The 23,069-nt window shown below is 70.5% G+C and carries 25 protein-coding genes; 10 read left to right on the top strand and 15 right to left on the bottom strand.

Features of this window, described 5'->3' with window-relative positions; all coding sequences use genetic code 11:
• Nucleotides 1-44: 44 nt before the first annotated feature.
• From dapF to AC1MEY_RS06490, 4 genes are read right to left on the bottom strand one after another with little or no spacing between them, the layout of a single operon-like run.
• Nucleotides 45-917 (bottom strand): diaminopimelate epimerase, encoded by an 873-nt coding sequence (dapF, locus tag AC1MEY_RS06505; protein ID WP_480229875.1) that lies wholly within the window; start codon nucleotides 915-917, stop codon nucleotides 45-47.
• A gap of 16 nt (nucleotides 918-933) precedes the next feature.
• Nucleotides 934-1,848 (bottom strand): tRNA (adenosine(37)-N6)-dimethylallyltransferase MiaA, encoded by a 915-nt coding sequence (gene miaA / locus AC1MEY_RS06500; RefSeq protein ID WP_480229874.1) that lies wholly within the window; start codon nucleotides 1,846-1,848, stop codon nucleotides 934-936.
• On the bottom strand, nucleotides 1,845-2,531 hold the full coding sequence (locus AC1MEY_RS06495) for a class III extradiol ring-cleavage dioxygenase family protein (protein WP_480229873.1): 687 nt from the start codon (nucleotides 2,529-2,531) through the stop codon (nucleotides 1,845-1,847). The genes miaA and AC1MEY_RS06495 overlap by 4 nt, the downstream gene beginning before the upstream one ends.
• A gap of 9 nt (nucleotides 2,532-2,540) precedes the next feature.
• On the bottom strand, nucleotides 2,541-3,437 hold the full coding sequence (locus tag AC1MEY_RS06490; protein WP_480231337.1) for a DMT family transporter: 897 nt from the start codon (nucleotides 3,435-3,437) through the stop codon (nucleotides 2,541-2,543).
• Between the two features lie 192 nt (nucleotides 3,438-3,629).
• Between AC1MEY_RS06490 and AC1MEY_RS06485 the strand changes: the two genes are divergently transcribed.
• Entirely contained in the window at nucleotides 3,630-4,961 is a 1,332-nt protein-coding gene (locus AC1MEY_RS06485) for a DUF349 domain-containing protein (RefSeq protein WP_480229872.1), read from the top strand.
• Here the strand turns inward: AC1MEY_RS06485 and AC1MEY_RS06480 are convergent.
• Together AC1MEY_RS06480 and miaB are read right to left on the bottom strand one after the other, a co-directional pair.
• Nucleotides 4,958-5,575 (bottom strand): Rv2732c family membrane protein, encoded by a 618-nt coding sequence (locus tag AC1MEY_RS06480; protein ID WP_480229871.1) that lies wholly within the window; start codon nucleotides 5,573-5,575, stop codon nucleotides 4,958-4,960. The two genes, AC1MEY_RS06485 and AC1MEY_RS06480, sit on opposite strands and share 4 nt — an antisense overlap.
• Nucleotides 5,563-7,098, bottom strand: a complete 1,536-nt coding sequence (gene miaB / locus AC1MEY_RS06475) for a tRNA (N6-isopentenyl adenosine(37)-C2)-methylthiotransferase MiaB (protein ID WP_480231336.1) — start codon at nucleotides 7,096-7,098, stop codon at nucleotides 5,563-5,565. Before miaB ends, AC1MEY_RS06480 begins: the two co-directional genes overlap by 13 nt.
• Nucleotides 7,099-7,271: 173 nt before the next feature.
• Here miaB and AC1MEY_RS06470 point away from each other — a divergent pair, with 173 nt between their 5' ends.
• Genes AC1MEY_RS06470 through AC1MEY_RS06445 form a run of 6 tightly spaced genes read left to right on the top strand, consistent with a single transcriptional unit; the run spans nucleotide 7,272 to nucleotide 11,189 of the window.
• Nucleotides 7,272-8,000: an amino acid ABC transporter ATP-binding protein gene (locus AC1MEY_RS06470; protein ID WP_480231335.1), complete on the top strand. Its 729-nt coding sequence runs from the start codon at nucleotides 7,272-7,274 to the stop codon at nucleotides 7,998-8,000.
• Between the two features lie 51 nt (nucleotides 8,001-8,051).
• On the top strand, nucleotides 8,052-8,849 hold the full coding sequence (locus AC1MEY_RS06465) for a glutamate ABC transporter substrate-binding protein (protein WP_480231334.1): 798 nt from the start codon (nucleotides 8,052-8,054) through the stop codon (nucleotides 8,847-8,849).
• Between the two features lie 41 nt (nucleotides 8,850-8,890).
• A complete protein-coding gene (locus AC1MEY_RS06460; RefSeq protein ID WP_480229870.1) occupies nucleotides 8,891-9,571 on the top strand; it encodes an amino acid ABC transporter permease in 681 nt (226 codons plus the stop codon).
• 28 nt (nucleotides 9,572-9,599) lie between these two features.
• Nucleotides 9,600-10,481 (top strand): amino acid ABC transporter permease, encoded by an 882-nt coding sequence (locus AC1MEY_RS06455; protein ID WP_480229869.1) that lies wholly within the window; start codon nucleotides 9,600-9,602, stop codon nucleotides 10,479-10,481.
• 7 nt (nucleotides 10,482-10,488) lie between these two features.
• Nucleotides 10,489-10,896, top strand: coding sequence for a DUF1622 domain-containing protein (locus tag AC1MEY_RS06450; RefSeq protein WP_480229868.1), 408 nt, complete (start codon nucleotides 10,489-10,491; stop codon nucleotides 10,894-10,896).
• A complete protein-coding gene (locus tag AC1MEY_RS06445) occupies nucleotides 10,893-11,189 on the top strand; it encodes a hypothetical protein (protein ID WP_480229867.1) in 297 nt (98 codons plus the stop codon). The genes AC1MEY_RS06450 and AC1MEY_RS06445 overlap by 4 nt, the downstream gene beginning before the upstream one ends.
• On the opposite strand, the gene recX is transcribed toward AC1MEY_RS06445, so the two are convergent.
• The 4 genes from recX to AC1MEY_RS06425 form a co-directional block, all read right to left on the bottom strand.
• Complete coding sequence (gene recX, locus AC1MEY_RS06440) at nucleotides 11,117-11,653, bottom strand: recombination regulator RecX (RefSeq protein ID WP_480229866.1); 537 nt, start codon at nucleotides 11,651-11,653, stop codon at nucleotides 11,117-11,119. The two genes, AC1MEY_RS06445 and recX, sit on opposite strands and share 73 nt — an antisense overlap.
• A complete protein-coding gene (recA, locus tag AC1MEY_RS06435) occupies nucleotides 11,622-12,665 on the bottom strand; it encodes a recombinase RecA (protein WP_480229865.1) in 1,044 nt (347 codons plus the stop codon). The genes recX and recA overlap by 32 nt, the downstream gene beginning before the upstream one ends.
• A 170-nt stretch (nucleotides 12,666-12,835) precedes the next feature.
• Nucleotides 12,836-13,030: a DUF3046 domain-containing protein gene (locus tag AC1MEY_RS06430; protein WP_480229864.1), complete on the bottom strand. Its 195-nt coding sequence runs from the start codon at nucleotides 13,028-13,030 to the stop codon at nucleotides 12,836-12,838.
• Between the two features lie 10 nt (nucleotides 13,031-13,040).
• Nucleotides 13,041-14,213, bottom strand: coding sequence for a glycosyltransferase (locus AC1MEY_RS06425; RefSeq protein WP_480229863.1), 1,173 nt, complete (start codon nucleotides 14,211-14,213; stop codon nucleotides 13,041-13,043).
• A gap of 41 nt (nucleotides 14,214-14,254) precedes the next feature.
• Between AC1MEY_RS06425 and AC1MEY_RS06420 the strand changes: the two genes are divergently transcribed.
• Nucleotides 14,255-14,692 carry a limonene-1,2-epoxide hydrolase family protein gene (locus AC1MEY_RS06420; protein WP_480229862.1) on the top strand — a complete coding sequence of 146 codons (438 nt, stop codon included), beginning with the start codon at nucleotides 14,255-14,257 and terminating at the stop codon, nucleotides 14,690-14,692.
• Between the two features lie 7 nt (nucleotides 14,693-14,699).
• On the opposite strand, the gene pspM is transcribed toward AC1MEY_RS06420, so the two are convergent.
• From pspM to pgsA, 4 genes are all read right to left on the bottom strand, one after another.
• Nucleotides 14,700-15,506 (bottom strand): phage shock envelope stress response protein PspM, encoded by an 807-nt coding sequence (pspM, locus tag AC1MEY_RS06415; RefSeq protein ID WP_480229861.1) that lies wholly within the window; start codon nucleotides 15,504-15,506, stop codon nucleotides 14,700-14,702.
• Between the two features lie 21 nt (nucleotides 15,507-15,527).
• On the bottom strand, nucleotides 15,528-16,340 hold the full coding sequence (gene pspA / locus AC1MEY_RS06410) for a phage shock protein PspA (RefSeq protein WP_480229860.1): 813 nt from the start codon (nucleotides 16,338-16,340) through the stop codon (nucleotides 15,528-15,530).
• A gap of 159 nt (nucleotides 16,341-16,499) precedes the next feature.
• Complete coding sequence (gene clgR, locus AC1MEY_RS06405; RefSeq protein WP_480229859.1) at nucleotides 16,500-16,826, bottom strand: transcriptional regulator ClgR; 327 nt, start codon at nucleotides 16,824-16,826, stop codon at nucleotides 16,500-16,502.
• 99 nt (nucleotides 16,827-16,925) lie between these two features.
• The gene (pgsA, locus tag AC1MEY_RS06400; protein ID WP_480231333.1) at nucleotides 16,926-17,447 is read right to left on the bottom strand and encodes a CDP-diacylglycerol--glycerol-3-phosphate 3-phosphatidyltransferase; all 522 of its coding nucleotides are present in this window, start codon (nucleotides 17,445-17,447) and stop codon (nucleotides 16,926-16,928) included.
• Between the two features lie 104 nt (nucleotides 17,448-17,551).
• On the opposite strand from pgsA, the gene AC1MEY_RS06395 reads away from it, so the two are divergent.
• A complete protein-coding gene (locus AC1MEY_RS06395) occupies nucleotides 17,552-18,067 on the top strand; it encodes an amino-acid N-acetyltransferase (protein WP_480229858.1) in 516 nt (171 codons plus the stop codon).
• A 13-nt stretch (nucleotides 18,068-18,080) separates the two neighbouring features.
• Here the strand turns inward: AC1MEY_RS06395 and AC1MEY_RS06390 are convergent, their stop codons facing one another.
• On the bottom strand, nucleotides 18,081-20,663 hold the full coding sequence (locus AC1MEY_RS06390; protein WP_480229857.1) for an FtsK/SpoIIIE family DNA translocase: 2,583 nt from the start codon (nucleotides 20,661-20,663) through the stop codon (nucleotides 18,081-18,083).
• 222 nt (nucleotides 20,664-20,885) lie between these two features.
• On the opposite strand from AC1MEY_RS06390, the gene AC1MEY_RS06385 reads away from it, so the two are divergent.
• Nucleotides 20,886-23,057 carry a SulP family inorganic anion transporter gene (locus tag AC1MEY_RS06385; RefSeq protein WP_480229856.1) on the top strand — a complete coding sequence of 724 codons (2,172 nt, stop codon included), beginning with the start codon at nucleotides 20,886-20,888 and terminating at the stop codon, nucleotides 23,055-23,057.
• Nucleotides 23,058-23,069: the final 12 nt, after the last annotated feature.

Genomic DNA, 23,069 nt, shown 5'->3' with positions numbered 1-23,069 from the left:
GGCGAATACACGTTCGCACGGAGATCACTGTTCATGCACCTCGATTAACGCAGATGGGAGCGCCACCATTCCTCCGCGAGGTCCCCGTGTGCCAGGAGCACCGAGGGACCGCGCAGGAAGCTGGTGGCATCGGTGACGGTGACGGTCACCTCGCCGCCGGGGATCCGGACCAGCAGCGCCCCGGTCTGGACGCCTCGATGCTCGAGGGCGGCGACGGCTGCCGCCACGGTTCCCGTTCCGCAGGAACGGGTTTCGCCCACACCTCGTTCGTGGACGCGCATGGTGACGGCGCCGTCCAGCTCCTCGGTGAGGACCTCGACGTTGACGCCGTCGGGGAACTGGGCGGCGTCGAACCGGACGGGCGCCGCGACGTCGAGCGCGGCCAGGTCGTCGAGTGTCAGGGTCTCGTCGACGCAGGCGAGGTGCGGGTTGCCGACGTCGACGGCCGTGCCGGTGAAGGTGCGCCCACCCACCACGGCGGTGCCGGTGCCGGTGGTGTTGGCCTTGCCCATGTCGACGGTGACGTCGGCGTGCACGTCGTCGACGCGGTGCAGGACCACCGGTCGCGGACCGGCCAGCGAACCGACGACGAACTCGTCGCGCGACTCGAGGCCGCTGGCGCGCAGGTAGTGGGTGAACACCCGGACGCCGTTGCCGCACATCTGCGCGATCGACCCGTCGGCGTTGCGGTAGTCCATGTACCAGTCGCCGGCGGCCACGCCCTCCGGGATGCGGTCGAACACGCCGGCCGCCAGGGCTGCGCCGGCCGTCGTCACCCGCAGGACGCCGTCGGCGCCGAGGCCGCGCCGGCGGTCGCACAGCGCGGCGACCGAGTCGGCGGCGAGGTCGATCCGCGCGTCGAGGTCGGGCAGCACGACGAAGTCGTTCTGCGTGCCGTGCCCCTTCGCGAACCTCATCCGACCAGGATAGGCGTCAACCTGCGCGGACGGCCGCCAGCACCGCCTCGGGGTTCCCCTCGGCCGCACCGTCCAGCCAGAGGATGCGGTGGTCCCGGCGGAACCACGACCGCTGCCGGCGCACGTACCGCCGCGTCCCGATGAACGTGCGCTCGCGGGCGGCGGTCAGCGCCTCGGCGCTCCCCCCGGCGTCGAGCGCCTCGAGCACCTGCGCGTAGCCGAGCGCGCGGGCTGCGGTGACCCCCTCGCGCAGCCCCCGCGCGGACAGCGTCGTCACCTCGTCGACGAGGCCCTGGTCGAACATCAGGTCGGTGCGCCGGGCGAGCCGGTCGTCGAGCACGGCGGTGTCCCAGTCCAGCCCGACGATGAGGGTGTCCCACCGGGGTTCGCCGATGGTGGGTGCGCTGGCCGCGAAGGGCAGGCCCGTCAGCTCGACCACCTCCAGCGCGCGCACGATGCGGCGGCCGTCCGTGGGCAGGATCGAGGCTGCGGCGTCGGCGTCGACCCGGGCCAGCTCCCCGTGCAGCGCGGCGACGCCCACCTCGGCGAGCCGGGCCTCCCACCGCGCCCGCACGTCCGGATCGGTCGCCGGGAACGCCCACTCGTCCAGCAGCGACTGCACGTAGAGCATGGACCCGCCGACGATGACCGGCACCGCACCGCGTGCGGCGATCGCCTCGACGTCGGCGGCGGCCGCCTGCTGGTAGTTCGCGACGGTCGCGGTCTCGGTGACGTCGAGGACGTCGAGCCGGTGGTGCGGGACGCCGCGGCGCTCGCCGACGGGCAGCTTCGCGGTGCCGATGTCCATGCCCCGGTACAGCTGCATGGCGTCGGCGTTGACGATCTCGCCGCCGAGCCGCTCGGCGACCTCCAGCGCGAGCGCCGACTTGCCCGTGCCGGTGGGCCCGACGATCGCGACCGGTCGCGTCATGGCCTCAGCACACCCACGAAGTACCCCACCCCGTACGGTGCGCCGCGGTACAGCTCGGTGGCCGACGCCGCGCGCTCGCCCAGCAGCCCGGCCAGCACCTGGTGGGCGACGCGACCAACGATGCGCGCGTCGGTCGCGGCCAGCGCGGCCGCGTCGCCGGCGGCGAGCGCGTCGTCTAGTGCGGCCTGCACCGGAATCGCATCGGGGTCGTGGCCGCCGGGAGCGGACGGGATCAGGGTGTTGGCGCCGTCGGCGACCACCAGCACGCCCACCGGCTCGGCGAGTGCGTCGACCTCGACGCGCAGCTTCCGACCCGCTGTCACGGCGGCGTCGGCGTCGAGTCCGGCGGCGTAGGCGCGGACCTCGGCGGCAGCACGCGGGTTCGCCTGCGCCCGAAGCCATCCCGCGATCAGGGCGCACAGCGGTAGGTCGCGCGGCTCGTCGGCGGGGTCGGGTCCCAGCGCGACGGGCACGTCCACGCCGTAGCCGGCGAAGGTGCCGCGGGCGGTCGCGGGGACGATCTCGCCGGTGTCCGCCACGCCGACCACCACCCAGCGGTCCGGCAGCCCGCGCGCCGCCCGGATCACCGCGTCCCGCAGGTCGACCAGTTCGGCCGCGGCGCCGGTGGCGAGTTCGGGTATCAGCACGGGCGCGGAGGGGACGACGGCGATGGCGCTCAGCACGTCTCCACGCTAGTCAGCGCCGCGGCCGGCGGGGTCCGCCATACCGGCGGCCTGCGTGTTGGCGGCCTCGCCGCGAGCGAGTGCCGCGGTCGCGAACACCATGACGCCGAAGGCGATCGACAGCGTGATCCAGCCCGCCTCGCCGGGCCGCAGCGCCTCCCCGAGGAGCACCACGCCCAGCACCGAACCGACGACGGGTTCGGTGACGGTCATCGTCGGCAGCGACGCGGTCAGCGCGCCCGCGCGGAACGCCGACTGCTGCCACGCCGTCCCCAGCACGGCGACCACCGCCGCCGCGTACATCTCGGGGGTCTTGAGCAGCTCCCACACCCCGTCGTCGAGCCGGTCCATCACGCCCTTGAGCAGGACGGCGAACATGCCCCAGAGCGCGCCCGACACCAGCGCCAGGAGCACCGCACCCGCCGACCCTGGCAGGAACCGCGCGGCGACCACGCAGACGACCATCGCCGGGACCAGCACCGCGAGCACCAGCGACCACGTCTCGACGTCGGCGCGCGACTGGCCCTCGGTCGGATTGCCGATGGTCACGATGACGGCGATGGCGACCGCGAGCAGTGCCGCCCACGTCCACTGGAAGCGCGTCACCGAACGGCCGGTGACGCGGGCGCTGATCGGCAGGGCGAACAGCAGCGACGTCACCATCACCGCCTGGACCAGCAGCACGGAGCCGAGCCCGAGCGCTGCGGCCTGGCAGGCGAACCCCGCCGCGGACACCCCGCTGCCCAGCCACCACTGCCCGTCCCGCAGCAGCCGGAGGAAGAGTTGCACGTGGCCGACGGGCTCGTCGGTGACGTCGTGCGCGGACCGCTGGTGGATGACGTCGCCGATCGCGATGAACAACGCCGCCGCGAGCGCGAGGAGCGCGGCGACGTCGGCACGGTTCACGTCCACACCGTCCTCCTCCCGGGCCCTCGGACCACCGATGACCGGCCCGCGAAGGTCGAGCCTAGGCAACCGCTCGTGCGAAGGCGTGCGCACGCCGCACGGCGACCTGTTTGAATAGCGGGCGAGACAGACGGCGCCGCGTCGCGCGGCAGGAGCGTGGACAGCCACGCAGAGTGCACGGAGATGACGGACATGACGATCAGCGAGTCAGGCGGAACACCCAAGCCCGCGCCCCGACCCGGACCCCCTCGGCCCGGCCCCAGGCCCGGACCCGCCGCGGCGGTGGCACCCGCTGCCCCGACCGTGGCGCCGACCGCGGATCCGCACCGGTTCGGCCGGGTGGACCCGGACGGCACGGTGTGGCTGATCACCTCGTCCGGCGAGCGGCAGATCGGGTCCTGGCAGGCCGGCGACACCGAGGCCGCCTATGCGCACTTCGGTCGCCGGTTCGACGACCTGCACACCGAGATCGCGCTGATGGAGCACCGGCTGTCGTCCGGCACCGGCGACGCCCGCAAGATCAAGACCGCCGCCGCCGCGCTGGCGGAGACGCTGCCCACCGCATCGGTGCTCGGCGACGTCGACGCACTCGCCGCGCGACTCGCGACCATCGTCGAGACGGCCGACTCCCACGCCAGCGAGGAAAGGCAGCGCCGCGACGAGCACCGCGCCGCGCAGACCGCGCGCAAGGAGGCCCTCGCCGTCGAGGCCGAGGAGATCGCCGCGTCGTCCACCCAGTGGAAGGCCTCCGGCGACCGACTCCGGGAGATCCTCGACGAGTGGCGGACCATCACCGGGCTCGACCGCAAGACCGACGACGCGCTGTGGAAGCGCTACTCGTCGGCGCGTGAGACGTTCAACCGCCGCCGCGGCTCGCACTTCGCCGAACTGGACCGCGAGCGGGCCGGCGTCCGGCAGGCCAAGGAGGCGCTCTGTGAGCGCGCCGAGGCACTCGCCGACTCGACCGACTGGGGACCCACCGGCGCGACGTTCCGCGACCTGCTGGTGCAGTGGAAGGCCGCGGGCCGGACCGCCAAGGACGTCGACGACGCGCTGTGGAAGCGCTTCAAGGGCGCGCAGGACAAGTTCTTCAAGGCGCGCAACGCCGTCAACGCCGAGCGCGACGCCGAGTTCGCGGGCAACGCCACCGCCAAGGAGGCCCTGCTCGCCCAGGCCGAGGCCATCGACCCGACCGACGTCGACGCCGCGCGGGCAGCGCTGCGGGCGATCGGCGACAAGTGGGATGCGATCGGCAAGGCGCCGCGCGACCGCGACGCCGACCTGGAACGCCGCCTGCGCAACATCGAGAAGAAGGTCCGCGACGCCGCGTCCACCGGGTGGACCGATCCGGAGGCCAAGGCCAGGGCCGATCAGTTCCGCGAGCGCGCCGAGCAGTTCGAACGCCAGGCGGAGAAGGCCGAGGCGGCCGGGCGCGCGAAGGACGCCGAGCAGGCCAGGACCAGCGCGGCGCAGTGGCGTCAGTGGGCCGAGACCGCCGTCGAGGCGCTCGGCAAGAAGCGCTAGCCGGTCGGCGGTCGGCCGGCGTCGCCGTCGTCCAGCAGGGTGGGCCGCTGCTGCTGGGCCACCATGCGGCGGCGCTCCTCCTCGGCCGCCAACTGCACGGCCGTGCGCGCCCACACCACGCGGATCCAGTGGAACGTCAGCAGGATGACCGCGACCCACGCCACCACCAGGCCGTAACTCGGGCCGGGATTCCCGTCGGAGACGGTCTGGCGCGACCACACCGCGAGCATGCCGATCGGGCATGCGATGGCCGATCCGGCGGCGGCGATCCAGGCCAGTGCCCAGCGGCGCGTCAGCAGGGCCAGCATCGAGAACCCGACGCCGAACACCAGGACGAGCCAGGTGAACACCCGCGACGGCAGCGCGACCGCTTCGCGGACGGCGGCGTCGCTGCCGACCAGCGCGTCGAACCCGCGGGCCGATCCGGTGTGCGGCAGCAGGAACGACAGCAGCAGCACGAACACCAGGATGGCGACGACGACCGCGCGGGCGCCCGGGTCGATCTCGCGTGACACGCGGCGTTCGGCGTCCTCGAGGTCGCCCTTGAAGTCGTCGAAGTCGCCTCCGGCGGAGGCGCCGCCGGTGGAGGCGCGGTCTTTGGTCACAGGCTGCATCCCGTCGAGAGGGGTTGGACGGCGGGCACACCGATGGCGGGCATGCCCAGACCGACGTTCGTGGTCACGCGCCGGCCGGCCTCGTGGCTGTCGCCGGCCCGGGTGCGCCGGTGGTCGACGACCTCGGCGTCGGCGGTCAGGTGGTGCGGCGCCGCGGCGGTCACGGTGGTGACCACCACGTCGCCGGGTCGCACGTCGCGGCCGCCGGGTGCGAAGTGCACCAGCCGGCCGTCTCGGGCCCGTCCGGACATCCGGGCGGTGGCGACGTCCTTGCGTCCCTCGCCGGCGGCGACGAGCAGTTCGACCTCGCGGCCGATCAGCGCGCGGTTCTCCTCGAGGGAGATCCGCTCCTGCAGGTCGACGAGCCGTTGATAGCGTTCCTGCACAACGGCTTTCGGCAGCTGATCCGGCAGGTCGGCCGCCGGCGTACCGGGCCGCCTGGAGTACTGGAAGGTGAAGGCGGTCGCGAAGCGGGACCGCTCGACCACGTCGAGGGTCGCCGCGAAGTCCTCCTCGGTCTCACCGGGGAAGCCGACGATGACGTCGGTGGTGATGGCGGCGTGCGGGATCGCGGCGCGGACCCGGTCGATGATGCCGAGGTAGCGCTCGGCGCGGTAGGAGCGGCGCATCGCCTTGAGCACGCGGTCGGAGCCGGATTGCAGCGGCATGTGCAGCGTGGGACACACGTTGGGCGTGACGGCCATGGCCTCGATGACGTCGTCGGTGAACTCGGCGGGGTGCGGTGAGGTGAACCGGACGCGCTCGAGGCCGTCGACCTCACCGCAGGCGCGCAGCAGCTTGGCGAAGGCGCCGCGGTCGCGGTCGAGGTGCGGATCGGCGAACGACACGCCGTAGGCGTTGACGTTCTGGCCCAGCAGCGTCACCTCGAGGACGCCCTGCTCGGCCAGCGCGCGCACCTCCGCCAGCACGTCGGAGGGGCTGCGGTCGACCTCCTTGCCGCGCAGCGCGGGCACGATGCAGAACGTGCAGGTGTTGTTGCATCCCACCGAGACCGACACCCACGCGGCGTAGGCCGATTCGCGCGTCGCGGGCAGCGCGGACGGGAACTCCCGCAGCGCGTCGGCGATCTCGACCTGCGCCTCGCGGTTGTGCCGCGCGCGCTCGAGCAGCACCGGCAGCGAGCCGATGTTGTGGGTGCCGAACACGACGTCGACCCAGGGCGCCTTGCGGAGCACCGCCTCGCGGTCCTTCTGCGCGAGGCAGCCACCCACCGCGATCTGCATGCGGGGATCGGACTGCTTGCGGGGGGCCAGGTGGCTGAGGTTGCCGTACAGCTTGTTGTCGGCGTTCTCGCGGACGGCACAGGTGTTGAACACCACCACGTCGGCGTCGATGCCGTCGGCGGCCCGACGGTAGCCGGCCTCCTCGAGCAGTCCCGCGAGTCGCTCGGAGTCGTGCACGTTCATCTGGCAGCCGTAGGTGCGAACCTGATAGGTGCGTCCCTCGACGTCCGCGTCGACCGCGGGTCCGACGCCGGCCGCCACCGAGGGGTCGCGCGTCATGGAGGAGGTCACCCATCAATGGTATCGGCGCCACCGACGACACCAAATTCCTCGGATTGCGCAGACCTCGGCGGTCTGGGCGTTACCTGGGTAAGGTCTGTCCGCATGGAATCGATGGGTCGCGGTCCGCGCCGGGGCGGTTCATGAGCGAACCGGCTTCCACCACCCAGCCGATGATCTCAATGCGGAACGTCGACAAGCACTTCGGCGAACTGCACGTCCTCAAGGACATCAACCTCGAGGTCGACCGTGGCCAGGTCGTCGTCGTCCTCGGCCCCTCGGGGTCGGGCAAGTCGACGCTCTGCCGCACCATCAACCGCCTCGAACCGATCGACTCGGGCACCATCGCCGTCGACGGTCAGCCGCTGCCTGCCGAGGGGCGCAAGCTCGCCGAACTGCGGTCCGAGGTCGGCATGGTGTTCCAGTCGTTCAACCTGTTCGCCCACAAGACGATCGTGGACAACGTCGCGCTCGCACCGATGAAGGTGCGCAAGAAGAACAAGGCCGAGGCCCGCGCGCACGCCATGACGCTGCTCGAGCGGGTCGGGGTGGCCAACCAGGCCGACAAGTACCCCGCCCAGCTGTCCGGCGGCCAACAGCAGCGCGTCGCCATCGCCCGGTCCCTCGCCATGAACCCCAAGGTGATGCTGTTCGACGAGCCGACCAGCGCCCTGGACCCCGAGATGATCAACGAGGTCCTCGCGGTCATGACGTCGCTGGCGTCGGACGGCATGACGATGGTCGTCGTCACCCACGAGATGGGGTTCGCCCGGCGGGCCTCGCACCGCGTCGTCTTCATGGCCGACGGGGCCATCGTCGAGGACGCGAAACCCGAAGAGTTCTTCTCCAACCCGAAATCCGATCGAGCCAAGGACTTCCTCGGCAAGATCCTCAACCACTGAGCATTGGCGAAAGGAAACATCACCGTGTCCTCCCCTAGGCCGTTCATCAAGATGGCCGCCGTCGTCGCGGTCGCCGTCGCACTGCCCCTGTCCCTCACCGCGTGTGGCGGCGGGAGTGGTTCCGACGAGGGCAAGATCGTCATCGGCACCAAGTTCGACCAGCCGGGTCTCGGCTTGAAGAACCCCGACGGCACCTACAGCGGGTTCGACGTCGACGTCGCCACCTACGTCGCGAAGGAACTGGGCTACGAGCCGGACAAGATCGAGTGGAAGGAATCACCGTCGAGCCAGCGCGAGACGCTGATCCAGAACGGCCAGGTCGACTACGTCGTGGCCACCTACTCGATCACCGATGCGCGCAAGGAGAAGGTGTCCTTCGCCGGGCCCTACCTGGTCACCGGTCAGAGCCTGCTCGTCAAGGCCGACAACACCGACATCACCGGCAAGGACTCGCTGGCCAACAACAAGAAGCTGTGCTCGGTGTCGGGTTCGACGCCGGCGCAGAAGATCAAGGACGAGTTCCCCAGCGTGCAGCTGCAGCAGTACGACACGTACTCGGCGTGCATCGAGGCGCTCAAGAACGGCGCCATCGACGCCGTGACCACGGACGAGGTGATCCTGGCGGGTTATGCCGCGCAGAGCCCCGGCGTGTTCAAGATCGTCGGCGACACCTTCTCCGAGGAGAACTACGGCATCGGCCTGAAGAAGGACGACACCGAGATGCAGACCAAGATCAACGACGCGCTGGCCAAGATGGAGTCCGACGGCGCGTGGGCGGCCGCGTTCGAGAAGAACCTCGGCCCCGCGGGCATCCCGACGCCCGCTCCGCCGGCGATCGCCAAGAGCTGACCCGGCGCTAGACGAGCTGATCAGGAGCCGGCGGATCTCACGTGGAGGTGTTCTCCGAGTATCGCGACCAGATCTTCGAGGCGTTCTGGACGACGATCCAGTTGACGGTGTTCTCCGCCGTCGGCGCCCTGATCCTCGGCACGCTGCTGGCCGCGATGCGGCTGTCGCCCGTGCCGATGCTGAACTGGCTCGGGACGTCGTACGTCAACGTCGTGCGCAACACGCCGCTGACGCTGATCATCCTGTTCTGCTCGTTCGGGTTGTCGCAGACGCTGGGCATCACGCTGGTGGACTCGCAGTCCACGACGTCGATCGAGGACAGCAACTTCCGGCTGGCGGTGCTCGGATTGACCGTCTACACGGCGTCGTTCGTCTGTGAGACCATCCGCTCCGGGGTGAACACCGTGCCGCTCGGACAGGCCGAGGCAGCTCGGTCGCTGGGCCTGTCGTTCGGACAGAACCTGCGAATCATCCTGCTGCCGCAGGCATTTCGCGCGGTGCTCATCCCGTTGGGGTCCGTGCTGATCGCGTTGACGAAGAACACGACCATCGCCTCGGCGATCGGCGTGGCCGAGGCCGCGCTGCTCATGAAGGAGATGATCGAGAACACGGCAGCGCTGCTCGTGATCGGCACGATCTTCGCCCTCGGGTTCATGGTGCTGACGCTGCCGCTGGGCCTGCTGTTCGGGTGGCTGGGCAAGAGATTGGCGGTCGCACGGTGATGAGCGCCTGCGCGAAGAACAGAGGGTCATGACGGGTTCATCGGTCCTCTTCGACGCGCCGGGCCCCCGCGCCCGGGTGCGCAACAGGATCATCAGCGCGATCACGGTCGTCGTCCTGCTGCTCGTCGCGGGGATCGTCCTCGCGCGCCTCAACAGCAAGGGGCAGTTGGACTCGGCGAAGTGGGAGCCGTTCCTCACCCCGGAGCTGTGGACCACCTACGTCCTTCCCGGCATCGAGGGCACGCTGACCGCGGCGGCCGTGTCGATCGTGCTGGCGCTGGTCCTCGGGTTCGTGCTGGGCGTCGGGCGGCTGTCGACGCACACGCCCATCCGGTGGCTGTGCTCGGTGATCGTCGAGGTCTTCCGCGCCATCCCGGTGCTGATCATGATGATCTTCGCGTACTTCCTCTTCGCGCTGTACGACGTGTTCCCGTCGAAGTACCTGGCACTGGCCGGCGTGATCACCGGTCTGACGCTCTACAACGGTGCCGTGATCGCGGAGATCGTGCGAGCGGGCGTCAACGCGCTGCCGCGCGGCCAGGCGGAGGCCGCCGAAGCGCTGGGCCTGCGGTGGAGTCAGACGATGCGGTCGATCCTCCTGCCACAGGCGGTGACGTCGATGCTGCCGGTGCTGGTGTCGCAGATGGTGGTGGTGCTCAAGGACACCGCGATCGGCTACCAGATCACGTTCGTCGAGATGGTGCGCCAGGGCACGGTGGTGGGCTCGTCGTACGGCAATTACGTGCCCGCCCTGATCGTCATCGCGCTGCTGATGATCAGCGTCAACTTCGCGCTGTCGGCGTTCGCGACCCGGCTGGAGGGCCGACTACGACGTTCACGCCGTGGGCCCGCTCCCCTCGCGAGCCAAGCCGTCGAGCAGGAGGGCGCGCCCGGCGCGAAGGCGGTCTAGCGCCGCCATGACCTCGACCATCGCCTTCGACATCCTCCCGGAGTCGATGCTGCGCAACGTCGTGGACGTGATGGCGCGCCTCGTCGAGGCGTGCGGGGCCGTGGTCATCGTGACCGGCGCGCTGGTCGCGATCGTCCGGTTCGTACTGGTGCTGGCACGCCGCGACGTGGTCGAATTCTCCTCCGTGCGGCTCACACTCGGCCGCTTCCTGGCACTGGGCCTGGAGTTCCAACTCGCGGCCGACGTGCTGCGGACGGCCATCTCGCCGTCGTTCGAGGAGATCGGCAAGCTGGCGGCGATCGCCGCGATCCGCACCGCCCTCAACTACTTCCTGGCCAAGGAGATCGCCCAGGAGCAGGCCGCCGTCGAGCGCGAGAGGGCCGCGGCGGCACCGCCGGACCCCACACCGCCGTGATCGCGGTCTCGTGGCTGGTGGCCGTGTCGGCGATCCTGCTGGCGGGGGCCGCGCTGGTGGTGTTCGGTCGGCCGGTGCTCGCGCTGCACGTGCTGCTCGACCTGTTCCTCGCCGCCGGCCTGCTGCGGCTCAGCGCCGACGCGTCGTGGCCGACGATCACGGCCACGGCGGGAGTGGTGGTGCTGCGCCGGGTGGTGACCCGGGGATTGGTGGCGGCGGACTACACCCGGCGCCGCTCCCGCTCGCCGGCCAATGCGACCTTGACGACGTCGAGCGCCATCGACTGCCCGTAGCCGCGTCGCGCGAGCATTCCGACCAGCCGCCGCATCACCTTGGCCTCGGAGGCCTCGTCGTCGAACCGTTCCCGCCGGAGCCGGTCGGCCACCAGCTGTTCGGCACGCACGCGTTCGGTGTCGGCGTCGATTCCCGCCAGGGCGTCCTCGATGATCTCCTTGTCGACGCCCTTGGTGCGCAATTCGGCAGCCAGGGCGCGGCGTCCCTTGCCCGCGTTGACCTGTCGGGACCGCACCCACTGCTCGGCGAAGTCCTCGTCGTCGATCAGACCGACGTCGGTCAACCGGTCGAGCGAGCGGGCGATCTCCTCCTCGGCGAAGCCGCGACCGGCCAGCTTGGTCGCCAGTTCGGCGCGGGTGCGTGCCCGCACGGTGAGCAGGCGCAGGCAGATCGCCCGCGCCTGCTCGTCGCGCGACGGGGAATCCGCCGGATCAGAAGTCGACGGGAGCGGGAAGGACGTCATCGTCGTTGGTCAACACGGCACCGATGCCGAGCTTCTCCTTGATCTTCTTCTCGATCTCCGCGGCGGTCTCCGGGTTCTCCATCAGGAAGTTACGGGCGTTCTCCTTGCCCTGCCCCAGCTGCTCGCCCTCGTAGGTGAACCAGGAGCCCGACTTGCGGACGAAGCCGTGCTCGACGCCCATGTCGATGAGCGAGCCCTCCTTGGAGATGCCCTTGCCGTACAGAATGTCGAACTCGGCCTGCTTGAACGGCGGCGCCATCTTGTTCTTGACGATCTTGCAGCGCGTCCGGTTGCCGACCGCGTCGGTGCCGTCCTTGAGGGTCTCGATGCGACGCACGTCGAGACGCACCGAGGCGTAGAACTTCAGCGCCTTGCCGCCCGTGGTGGTCTCCGGCGAGCCGAACATCACGCCGATCTTCTCGCGCAGCTGGTTGATGAAGATCGCCGTCGTGTTCGAATTGCTCAGGGCGCCGGTGATCTTGCGCAGCGCCTGGCTCATCAGGCGGGCCTGCAGACCGACGTGGCTGTCGCCCATCTCGCCCTCGATCTCGGCGCGGGGCACGAGTGCGGCGACCGAGTCGATGACCAGGATGTCGAGCGCGCCCGACCGGATCAGCATGTCGGCGATCTCGAGGGCCTGCTCACCGGTGTCCGGCTGGCTGACCAGCAGGGAGTCGGTGTCGACACCCAGCCTCTTGGCGTAGTCGGGGTCGAGCGCGTGCTCGGCGTCGATGAACGCCGCGATGCCGCCTGCGGCCTGGGCGTTGGCCACCGCGTGCAGGGCGACGGTGGTCTTGCCCGACGACTCCGGGCCGTAGATCTCGACGACTCGGCCGCGCGGCAGACCGCCGATGCCGAGCGCCACGTCGAGCGCGATCGATCCGGTCGGGATGACCGAGATCGGCTGGCGCACCTCCTCGCCGAGGCGCATCACCGAGCCCTTGCCGTGACTCTTCTCGATCTGCGCGAGGGCCAGCTCTAGGGCCTTCTCGCGATCCGGTGCTTGCGGCATGGTGTGTCTCCGTCCTGGTGGGTTCTCGATCGGTTTCCGATCGGTTGGCCGCGACGTTAGAGGAGGCCACCGACAAGTCCCGCGTTCGAACGATTCCCACAGTAGACGAACACGTGTTCGATTCAAGTGGACACGCCGTCGGACCCGCCGACGTCAGACCGGGACGGTCGTCACCACTCGTCGCGCGGCACGTCGAAGTCCGCGCACAGCGCGCGCCACACGTCCCGGGGCTCGACGCCGGCCTCGATGGCCTGGGCGGACGTGCGCCCGTCCAGCGCGCTCAGCACGTGGTCGACGAGCAGCGAGGTGGCCCGCACCTCACCGAACCGCTCGTAGACCAGCTCGTGGAATTCCGTCAACCGCACGCCCACCAACTTACCGAGCGACCCCGAGCGCGTCATGGCACACCCGTACCGGATCGGCGACGCGGTCGGCGTCGTCGCCGGCCCGCCGCGCGGCGTCCCGGTAGCGCGGATGGGCGAGCACGTCGGCCACCCTGGCCACCAGCGCCTCCTCGCCCAGGGGTCGGATCAGCTCCGCACTCCCCTGCCGCACAAGGCGATTGGCGATCTCCCACTGGTCTCCCCCGCCGGGCACCACGACCATCGGCACGCCGGCCAGCAGCGTCTTGGCCACCATGCCGTGCCCGCCGCCGCAGATCACCAGGTCCGCCCGGCGCAGCAGTTCGTCCTGCCTGCCCAGCCCGACGACCGCCCACGGCGGCACCGTCACGTCCGCGCCGCCGAGCCGCGACACCACCACCCGCGACCCCGCGGGCAGCGTCCGACCCGGGACCAGCGTGCGCAGCGCGAGTTCGGCGAGACCCTCCGTGCCCGTCGTCGCGGTCGACGGCGCGACCAGGACCACGGGCCCGTCGCCGGCGGGTACCTCGAGTACCGCGTCGGTGGGCTCGAAGTGCAGCGGGCCGACCACGACGGCCTCGGCGGGCCAGTCCGGGCGGTCCACCTCGAGAGCCGGCAGCGTCGCGATCAGGCGTCGCGCCGGACCCGGATCCGCGGCGGGCAGCCCGATGCCGATCCGCGCCGACGTCCGCTGCGCCAGACCCTGGCGGACCGATCGCGCCGACAGCGTGCGCATGACGGCGTCGCGGAGATGACCCCGCACTCCCGTCCCCGGCGCCAGTCCGCTGCCGATCGGTGGCAGCCCCTTCGACGGCCGGTACAGCGGATGGGGGTTCAGCTCCACCCAGGGCAGACCGATCATCTCGGCGGCCATGCCACCGCACGCCGTGATGACGTCCGAGACGATCAGGTCCGGGGCGAGGTCGCGCAACCGTGGCTCGTTCAGCGCCGCCATCGTGGCCGCGCGACGGTGGATCTTGGCGCCGGCGTCGGTGTCGTCGTCGGCGTCGGTGGCGTCGAGGCCCGCCAGCTCGACGGCGTCGATGCCCGCCGCTCGGGCGGTCTCCAGCCACTGCCTGCCGGTCAGCAGCGTGGGACGGTCGCCGGCGGCGAGGAACCGCAGACACAGCGCGATGGCCGGGAACGCGTGCCCCGGATCGGGACCGGCCACGACCGCGACGTGCATCGGCCTACCCTGCCACAGCCCGCGTGACTACTCTTCGAGTCATGAGCGAGCAGACATCGGCGTTGACCAACACGACCAACGCACGCATCGTGGAGAGGTTCCTCTTCGCCCTGTCCGACCAGGACTTCGCCACGGCCGACGACCTTCTCGCCGACGACGTCGCCTATCAGAACGTCGGCCTCCCGACGATCCACGGCCGCGCCCGCGTCGTGAAGCTGCTGAGCGGCATGGAGGGGCGGATGGCGTTCGAGGTGAAGTTCCACCGCAACGTCGCCGAGGGCACGACCGTGCTCAACGAGCGCACCGACGCCCTGGTGCTGGGACCGCTGCGCATGCAGTTCTGGGTGTGCGGCGTCTTCGAGATCCGCGACGGCAAGATCACGCTGTGGCGGGACTACTTCGACTTCTTCGACTTCACCAAGTCGTTCGTGCGGGGCCTGGCCGGGATCGCGATCCCGGCGCTCCGACCCGCCATGTGACCCGGGGTCAGGCGCCGCGCAGGTGGCCCAGCTCGTCGAACGCGTGCGCCCACCCGGCGAGCCGGTCGGTGGCCGACACCAGTTCCCGGCGGTAGCGGTCGGCCGACATCGCCGACGTCGACATCGAGCCGCTGTTCGCCGCCGACACCAGCCGGGCCGCCGCCGTCACCATCTCGTCGTACTGCCGCGCGCCGGTGTGCAATTGGCCGGTGAACGCGCCGATCGTCGGCGCCAGGTGCGCCCGCGCCTGGGGCGCCGAGGCGATCGCGCGTTCCATCGACACGATCTCCGTGGCGGTCGACGCCATGGCCGCCGAGGTCTGGTTGGCGGCCTCGGTGATCTCGCGCAGTTCGTCGGGCGGCAGCATCCGGCCGCGCTCCATCACGCCCAGCAGCGAGAACAGGCCGCGCTCGGCGGATGCCAGCGACGCCATCGGCTGACGCGCCGCCGAACCCCACTGCGGGAGGCGGCGACTCGGACGCTCCGCGGGCAGCGGCGCCCGCTTCAGCCAGCGGTACCGGGAGAACGCCAACGTCGCGAGGAACGCCGCACCCACCGCGATCGGGCTGGGGATCAGCAGCGCCCAGGCCGGCGTGCTCCACGACGCCAGGACCAGGGTCACCGCCACCCAGAACGCCGTCGCGAACGCGAAGAACACCGTCGCACGCAACGCCCACCGCCGCTTCCGCAGCAGCTTCGCACGGGGGTCGGCCGCCGCGCCGAGGCGCTGCGCCGCCACGTCGGACCACTCGGCGGCGGTGTCCACACCGCGTTGCAGCAGCGTCGTCCAGGTACGACTTCGGGCGTTCGGCATGAGGCAGACCGTTCGTGAAAGTTACTGTGACAGCGGAGGTTCCGGCGCCGCCGCGGGCGGGTTGACCGCCGGCGTCGCCGGGTTGGTGGCCGAGGTGCCGGTGCCGAGCGAGTCGCCGCGCATCGAGGCGCGGATCTGCTCCAGCCGGCTGTGACCGGCCATCTGGACGCTGGCCTGCTGGACTTCCTGCATCCGACCCTGCACCGAGTTCTGCGCCAGCTCGGCGGCACCCATCGCGTTGGCGTAGCGGCGTTCGATCTTCTGCCGCACCTCGTCGAGGCTGGGCGTGGTGCCCGGCGCGGACAGCTCGCCCATCGACTGCAGCGAAGCGCTGACCTGCTCCTGCATCTTGGCCTGCTCGAGCTGGCTCAGCAGCTTGCTTCGCTCGGCGATCTTCTGCTGCAGCATCATCGCGTTCTGCTCGACGGCCTTCTTCGCCTGACCGGCGGCCTGCAGGGCCTGATCGTGCAGACCCTTGAGGTCCTCGACGCTCTGCTCGGCGGTGACGAGCTGCGCGGCGAACGCCTCGGCGGCGTTGGTGTACTCGGTCGCCTTGGCCGCGTCACCCGAGGAGGCGGCCTGGTCGGCCAGCGTGAGCGCCTGACGGACGTTGACCTGGAGCTTCTCGATGTCGGCGAGCTGACGGTTCAGCCGCATCTCGAGCTGGCGCTGATTGCCGATGACCTGCGCGGCCTGCTGCGTCAGCGCCTGGTGCTGGCGCTGCGCGTCCTCGATGGCCTGCTGGATCTGCACCTTCGGGTCCGCGTACTCGTCGACCTTGGAGCTGAACAGCGCCATGAGGTACTTCCAGCCCTTGACGAAAGGATTGGCCATGAGTGCATTCCCGCCTTATGAGTCGATGTCGTGTCGTTCGTGCCTGCAGGATCGGGGGTCGCCCGCCCGCCTGCGTTACGTGCCAACCTATCGGTTTCGCGCAGACGACTACACCCCTGCGGTCGATTCGCCGGTGCGGACGGGCCTGCGCGCGTGGCGCTAGGCGACGGCCATGGTGACGGCGTGCGGGATGACGACCTTGGTCGTGACGTCGACGATCCCCGCACCCGTCGCGCCCGCGACCGGCCGTTCCTCGCGCTCGAGCACCTGGCCGGCGTCGGTCAGCACCCGCGACAGCGGCACCTCGAGCGCGGTGCAGATGGCGCCGAGCAGTTCGCTCGAGGCCTCCTTGCGACCGCGCTCCACCTCCGACAGGTATCCGAGGCTCACCCGGGCGTCGTCGGACACCTCGCGCAGCGTGCGCCCCTGAGCGGTCCTGGCTTGACGCAATACGTCGCCGATCACTTCACGCAGCAATGCAGTCATCGGAGGCTCCTTCGGCTCGAACGCTTGGCGGTCATCTCTGAAGTGAAACGCCCACACGCGTCGGTTTGGTTCCCGACCGGTCGCAGAGATCCGAAGACGTCACGCCGTGCGGGCGCCCCGCACGGCGGACAGCAGGTAGTCCAGGCCCGTGAGCACGGTCAGCACCACCGCAGCGATCATCAGGACCCAGGCGGCGGCCAGCCACGCGCCGGTGAGCGGCAGCACGAACAGGCCGATGGCGACCGCCTGGACGAGGGTCTTGAGCTTGCCGCCGCGGCTGGCGGGGATCACGCCTCGCCGGATGACGACGAGCCGCAGGATGGTGACCGCCACCTCACGCAGCAGGATCACCACGGTGACCCACCACGGCAGGTCGCCGAGCATCGACAGCCCGATCAACGCCGCGCCGATCAGCGCCTTGTCGGCGATCGGGTCGGCCAGCTTGCCGAACTCCGTCACCATCCCGTAGCTGCGGGCGATCTCGCCGTCGAGCCGGTCGGTGATGACGGCGGCGGTGAACACTATGAAAGCGACCACTCGCCAGAACGTTTCGTGGCCGTCGCCGACGAACAGGGCGGCCAGGAACACCGGCACCAGGACGATGCGCAACCCGGTGAGCATGTTGGCGACGTTGACGACGCTGACGTGCGGAACCACTGGATTGCTCTCAGACTGGCTCTGCACCGCATCAGAATATCCGTTGCCGGGACCGATACCCTCCACCTGTGAGCGAGGCACCCGAAAGCGACGCGTTGGTGGTCCGCCGCGCCCGCACGTCCGACGTTCCGCGGATCAAGGAACTCGTCGACATCTACGCGGGCAGGATCCTGCTCGAGAAGAACCTCGTCACCCTCTACGAGGCGGTCCAAGAGTTCTGGGTGGCCGAGGTCGACGGCGAGGTCGTGGGCTGCGGCGCATTGCACGTCCTGTGGTCCGACCTCGGCGAGGTGCGCACCGTCGCGGCGCATCCGAAGGTGCGGGGCAGGGGTGTCGGCCACGCCGTCGTCGAGTGTCTGCTCGACGTCGCCCGTGAGCTTCGTCTCGAACGGATCTTCGTGCTGACCTTCGAGACGGATTTTTTCTCGGCGCACGGCTTCGAGGAGATCGACGGCACGCCGGTCACCGCCGAGGTGTACGAGGAGATGTGTCGCTCCTACGACATCGGCGTGGCGGAGTTCCTCGACCTGTCGTACGTGAAGCCGAACACGCTCGGCAACACGCGGATGCTGCTGCACCTCTGACGGGGTGCCGCCGCTAGAAGTCGGGCTCCTCGTCCCCGCCGCCCGCGTCGGAGCCACCGCGGATGAGCGCGAGCGTGCCGGCCAGTTCGTCGGGCTTGACGAGCACCTCGCGCGCCTTGGACCCCTCGGACGGCCCGACGATCTGCCGGGTCTCCATGAGGTCCATCAGGCGGCCCGCCTTCGCGAAGCCCACCCGCAGCTTGCGCTGGAGCATCGAGGTGGAGCCGAACTGCGACGACACGACGAGTTCGACGGCCTGCAGCAGGACGTCCATGTCGTCGCCGATGTCGGGGTCGACGTCGGTGCGCTCGCCGCTGGGCTTGGCCGCGGTGACGCCGTCGATGAACTCCGGCTCCGCCTGCGCCTTGGTGGCCTCGACGACGGCGTGGATTTCCTCGTCGCTGATGTAGGCGCCCTGCAGACGGGTCGGCTTGTTGGCGCCCATCGGCAGGAACAGGCCGTCGCCCATGCCGATGAGCTTCTCGGCGCCGGGCTGGTCGAGGATGACGCGGCTGTCGGTGAGCGACGAGGTGGCGAACGCCAGCCGCGACGGCACGTTGGTCTTGATCAGGCCGGTGACGACGTCGACGGACGGACGCTGCGTGGCGAGCACCAGGTGGATGCCGGCGGCGCGCGCCTTCTGCGTGATCCGCACGATGGCCTCCTCGACGTCGCGGGGCGCCGTCATCATCAGGTCGGCCAGCTCGTCGACGATCGCGAGGATGTAGGGGTACGGCTTGTACACCCGCTCGCTGCCCAGCGGCGTGGTGATCTCACCGGAGCGCACCTTCTCGTTGAACACGTCGATGTGCCGCACCCGCGACGCCTGCATGTCCTGGTAGCGCTGCTCCATCTCCTCGACGAGCCACGTCAGTGCCGCCGCAGCCTTCTTCGGCTGCGTGATGATCGGGGTGATGAGGTGCGGGATGCCCTCGTACGGCGTCAGCTCGACCATCTTCGGGTCGATCAGGATCATTCTGACCTCGTCGGGCGTGGCACGCGTCAGCAGCGACACCAGCATGGAGTTGACGAAGCTGGACTTGCCCGAGCCCGTCGACCCCGCGACCAACAGGTGCGGCATCTTCGCCAGGTTCGCCGAGATCATCTCGCCCTCGATGTCCTTGCCGAGGCCGATGACCAGCGGATGGTGGTCGCTGCGGGTCACCGGATCGGTGAGGACGTCGGCCAGGCGGACCATCTCGCGGTCGATGTTGGGCACCTCGATGCCGACGGCGGACTTGCCCGGGATGGGCGCCAGCATGCGGACGCTCTCGGTGGCCACGGCGTAGGCGATGTTGCGCTGCAGCGCGGTGATCTTCTCGACCTTGACGCCGGGGCCGAGTTCGACCTCGTAGCGCGTGACGGTGGGCCCGCGGGTGCATCCGGTGACCGCCGCGTCGACCTTGAACTGCTCGAGGACCGAGTTGATCGAGTCCATCATCTTGTCGTTGGCGGCGCTGCGCCGCTTGGGCGGATCGCCGGCGACGAGGAGGTCCAGCGCGGGCAGCACGTACGACCCGTCGACGACGCGGTCGATGACCAACGTCTCCTGCTTCTTGGGCGCGGGTGCGGGCTCGGCGTCGGCGACCGGCGCCGGCGTCCTCTTCCGGCGGACGGGCGCGGGCGCCGGTGCCGGCTCGGGCGCCGTGGGCGTCTCGTCGTCGAGCGGGTAGTTGTCGAGTGGGGTGCCAGAGGTGGGCTTGCTTGCCCCCGGCCATGCGGCCGCCTCGTCACCGCGGTAGCCGGCGGGATCGTCGTAGTAGCCGTCGGAGAAGTCGTCGACCGCGGCGGCGGGACGGTCGGCGTCCTGCTCGTCGACGTACTCGTCCTCGTCGTAGTAGTCGTCGTCGTCGCGGTAGCCGGCGCCGAACAGTTCGCGCAGGGCCGTGGGCACCTCGCGGATGGTGGTCCCGGTGAGCAGCAGTACGCCGAAGAGCGCCGCCATGACGAGCAGGGGTGCGGCAATCCAGGGGGTCAGGCCGTCGGACAGCGGTCCCCCGATGGCGAACCCGACGAAGCCGGCGGCGTCGCGCCGCGCGGTCGGATCCGCGGGCGAGTCCGACCACAGGTGCCAGAGGCCGAGCACCGGCAGCGCGATCATCGCGGTGCCGAGGATCAGGCGCGGACGCGTCTCGGGTTGCGGCTCGGTCCGCATGAGGACGACGGCGATGACGGCCAGTGCGATCGGGACCAGGACCACCGCGGCACCGATGACGGTGCGCACCGCGGTGTCGATCCAGCCGCCGACCGGACGTGCTGCGTCGAACCACGAGCTGGCGGCGACGACGACGGCGAGGCCCAGCAGGGCGAGCGCGATTCCGTCGCGACGGTGTCCCGGTTCGAGGTCGCGGGCGCGGCCGATCGACCGCGCCGTGCTGCCCGCCCCCTTGGCGAGCACGAGCCAGCCGGCTCGGGCGCCCCTGCCGACGGCTGCCCCCGCCGTCCCGACGGCTGCGCCGGAGCTGCTCCGCTTGGCCGGCTTGCGGCGCGGCGGCGCGGGCTTCTTCTTCGGCGGGGCCGGTCGAGCCGCATTCCGCGCACCCGCCCCTGAGCTGGGCTTTCGCGATCCCGAGCGGCTCACGGTCTTACTTGCCATGCGGGTAAGACTAGTCGCAGGCAACCCATTTGCACCATCAGCCACACAGGTAACAAACGGCTAACCATCGGACTACGAAATGCGCGGCGCTGCGGCGTGGCGCCCCACCTGCGGACGACCCGAACGTGCTCAGCGTCACCGATCGGTAACACGACGGATTCCGTCGTCGCCGCTACTGTCGGAGCCGTGAGCCAGCAGACGGAATCCCGCCATGTTAAGCCCTTGTTACACAATGTCTTTCGCTATGACGTTCCCGCCTCACTGGTCGTGTTCCTCGTGGCGCTGCCGTTGTCGATCGGCATCGCCGTCGCCTCCGGGGCACCCGTGGTCGCAGGCCTGATCGCCGCCATCGTCGGCGGCATCGTCTGCGCCGTCGTCGGTGGGTCGCCGTTGCAGGTCAGCGGTCCCGCCGCGGGACTGACGGTCGTCGTCGCCGAACTCGTCGCCCAGTTCGGCTGGAAGGCGACGTGCGCGATCACCGCCGCCGCAGGCGTGGCGCAGATCCTGCTGGGGCTGAGCCGGATCGCCCGCGCCGCCCTCGCCATCGCCCCGATCGTCGTGCACGCCATGCTCGCGGGCATCGGCATCACCATCGCGCTGCAGCAGGTGCACGTCCTGCTCGGCGGCGGGCCCCGGAGCAACGCCTGGGCGAACCTCACCGCACTGCCCGGCGAACTGGCCTCACCGCAGTGGTCGGAGGTGCTCATCGGCGGGCTGGTGATCGCCATCATGCTGTCGTGGCGCTTCGTGCCCTCCGCGGTCCGCGTGATCCCCGCGGCGCTGGTCGCGATCGTGGTCGCCACTGCGGTCAGCTACCTGCCCGGCCTGGGCACCGATCGCATCGCGCTCGACGAGTCCGTGATCGACGCGATCGGCCTGCCCGAGATGCCGCAGGGTTCGTGGAGCGTGATCGCCATGGCCGTGCTCACCGTGGCGCTCATCGCCAGCGTGGAGAGCCTGCTCTCGGCCAGCGCGGTCGACAAGATGCACAGCGGCGTCCGCACCGACTTCAACCGGGAACTGGTCGGCCAGGGCACGGCGAACGTGTCGTCCGGCCTGCTCGGCGGGCTGCCGATCACCGGCGTGATCGTCCGCAGCACCGCGAACGTCACCGCCGGCGCCAAGACCCGGGCGTCGGCCGCCCTGCACGGCGTGTGGCTCCTGCTGTTCTCCGTGTTCCTCGTCAACGTCGTCGAGATGATCCCCAACGCCGCACTCGCGGGCCTGCTGATCGTCATCGGCGTCCAGCTGGTCAAGCTCGCGCACATCGACCTGGCGCGGCGCACCGGGGAGCTGATCATCTACGGCGTGACCCTGGTGGCGGTCGTCTTCCTCAACCTGCTCGAGGGCGTCCTGATCGGGCTCGTCCTCGCGATCGCGATCGCCGCGTGGCGCATCGTCCGGGTGTCGATCGTGGCCGAGGACCTCACCAACCGGATCGGGGCCGGCGGGCCGCCACGGTGGCACGTCGCCATCACCGGGTCGTGCAGCTTCCTCGCACTCCCCCGCCTCACGGCCGCACTCGCCACCATCCCGCCCGGCGCCGAGACCTCCATCGACCTCAACGTCGACTATCTCGACCACGCCGCGCTCGACACGCTCGACGAGTGGATCCGGCAGCGCCGCGCCAACGGCGACGAGGTCACCGTCACCGAGACCGGCACCGCCCGAATGGAGTTCGCGCACGCCCAGCCACCGCGTCGCAACACCGAAGGGCGTCGGGTGATCTCGGCCCTGCGCCAGATCCTGCCCCCGCAGTTCGCGGGCGGCGTCGACCGCTTCAGCAGCGGGCTGGCCCCGCTGCTGCGCGACAACGCCAACAGCGCGGCCTCCGACCACGATCCGCACACGATGCTGCTGACGTGCGCCGACGCCCGCATCCTGCCGAACCTCATCACCGACAGCGCACCCGGTGAACTGCTCAACGTGCGCAACGTCGGCAACCTGGTCGGCGGCGATCTGTCGGTGGAATCCGCACTGAGCTACGCGGTGGGGCGCCTGTCGGTGTCGACCATCGCGATCTGCGGCCATTCGGGCTGCGACGCCATGCACGACCTGATGCACGGTTCCGCCGACGGGTCCGTCGGTCGCTGGCTCGACCTGGGCGCCGACAGCCTCGCCGCGTTCCGCGACTACCACCCCGTCGCGAAGGCGGCGGCCGACGCCGGCTTCGTCGGCGCCGACCAGCTGAGCGTCGTCAACGTCGCCACGCAGGTGCAGGCCGTGCAGCGGCACCCCCAGGTGGCCGAACGCCTCGCCGAGGGCACGGTGACCGTCGTCGGGCTGTTCCTCGACCTGGCGTCGGCCCGGCTCTACCTCGTCGGGGCCGACGAGATCACCGAGATCGACCAGCGCGGAGCCGGTGTCGCCGGCGTCGAGGAGGTCGTCGGGTGAGGTCGCCCGTCC

Source organism: Mycobacterium sp. PTI7 (assembly GCF_056679845.1).
The sequence above is the reverse complement of the archived record's forward strand: the minus strand, read 5'-3'. Positions and strand labels throughout refer to the sequence as shown.